Below are 1669 nucleotides of genomic sequence, written 5' to 3' on the forward strand. Positions count from 1 at the left end.
AGCGCTGGCTCAACATCGCTATATCTCCAGCGCAAGCCCCAGGGTAGCGGTAAAGTCGTCTTTTTCCGGGGTAATACCGTCACTGTCCGGCTGCGGACTTTCGATACGTTTCCAGGTGCCCGCCAAACGCAGGTCCAAACGGCTGGTCAGATCCACGTCCAGTGCCACATAGAAATCATGCTTGGCGCGACCGGCTTTGGCTTCTGTCAGCGTCACCTGGTAATCAACTTCCAGCTCGATATTGTCGGTAATGTCCTGATCGTAAAACGTCCCTATCAGGAACGCTCCGGTGGAGACCGTACGGTCTTCACCCTCTACCACATCCACATACTCGGTACGCTGGTAACCGGGGCCTGCCGATACCGTCCAGTCCAGCTTGGGGCTATCAAAAATCTGGTAGCCCGCGCCAAAACCCACCGTCCATTCCGCTTCCCGGTTCTGGAACGGATCACGGTAATATTCCGCCTGAATCGGTCTGAAAAACCACTTATGGCTGATCCGATAATCATGACTCAGGCTCGCCGTGTGGTTATTGGCCAGCTGCTCGGACTCCGATTCCGAATAGTTACCGGTATAACTCATCTTGGTATTATTCTTTACCGTGCGGCGTTTCAGTGAAACCTTGGTGTTCAGGTCTTTCTGTTCCACGTTACCACTGCGGAAATTCAGGCCCACCGAAATATCCGCCGTCCATAAATCAAATTCCCGGGGGGAGGCAGAGGCAATGCCAACCACCTGGGGAAACTCGACCGGTTCGCCCCCCACCAGCAGCTTGCCGCTTTCCGTGGTCAAACGCCCCAGTATCACTTCACCGCCATCCAGCAGCACCGACATGACGCGCCCCGTACGGATATAGGCCACGTCTTCCCAGTCGATGGAAATCAGATCGAAATGATCACTGTCGATTTCCACCGACTCTTCATGCAGGACCTTGATCCGCCCTTTAACCCACTCGCCAGTATCCAGCTGTATCCAGTCCCATTGCTGCACGTCGAAACTGGGCGGCCGCCAGATCTCTGGCGGGGTACTGGCCGTGTCAAAGGTTTGGTCCGCTGCAAAGGCGGCGGCTGGAAGGGTGCCGACAAGCAAACAGGCAGCCCAGAGGGCTGCCTGTTTGCTTGTCTGGCCAGAAGCGCTGCCAGAAGATTGGCCAGCCATTGCTGGCCAGCCTTTAACCACTACTTTTTTCATTACTTACCATAAGGTACGGCTTCGTACGGGTTGCCACCCAGGGCTGCGGAGATATCCGCAATGGCTTTCTGGGCGCGTACGCTGTTACCGGCCTCATCCAGCGGCGGGGAAATAGCCGCAATGCCGAACTTGCCCGGGGAAACGGCAATAATACCACCGCCCACACCACTCTTGGCAGGCAGGCCGGTTTTGTACAACCACTTGCCCGCATCGTCATACAGCCCGGCCGTCGCCATCACTGCCAGGATTTCCGGCATGTCTTCCGGTTTCACCAGCGCCTTGCCGGTAACCGGGTTGGTGCCTGCGTTGGCCAGCGTCGCCGCCATGGTGCCCAGGTCCTTGGCATTCACACCCACAGAACACTGGCGGGTATAAATGTCGGTGGCCTGCAGCGGGTCGCCTTCGATATGGCCGTAGGCATACATCAGGTGAGCAATCGCCTGGTTACGTTGGTTGGTAGCCGCTTCCGACTTGTAGA

Annotated in this window: 2 protein-coding genes; both read right to left on the minus strand. The window is 56.9% G+C overall.

Annotated elements, in window-relative coordinates:
* Positions 1–18: 18 nt before the first annotated feature.
* Positions 19–1191, minus strand: coding sequence for a YdiY family protein (locus tag A3730_RS26410; protein WP_063539176.1), 1173 nt, complete (start codon positions 1189–1191; stop codon positions 19–21).
* Positions 1191–1669 (minus strand): glutaminase (locus tag A3730_RS26415; RefSeq protein WP_197477660.1); only part of this gene is annotated, 479 nt, incomplete at its 5' end. The genes A3730_RS26410 and A3730_RS26415, both read right to left, overlap by 1 nt.

It is taken from the genome of Alcanivorax sp. HI0044 (genome assembly GCF_001634945.1).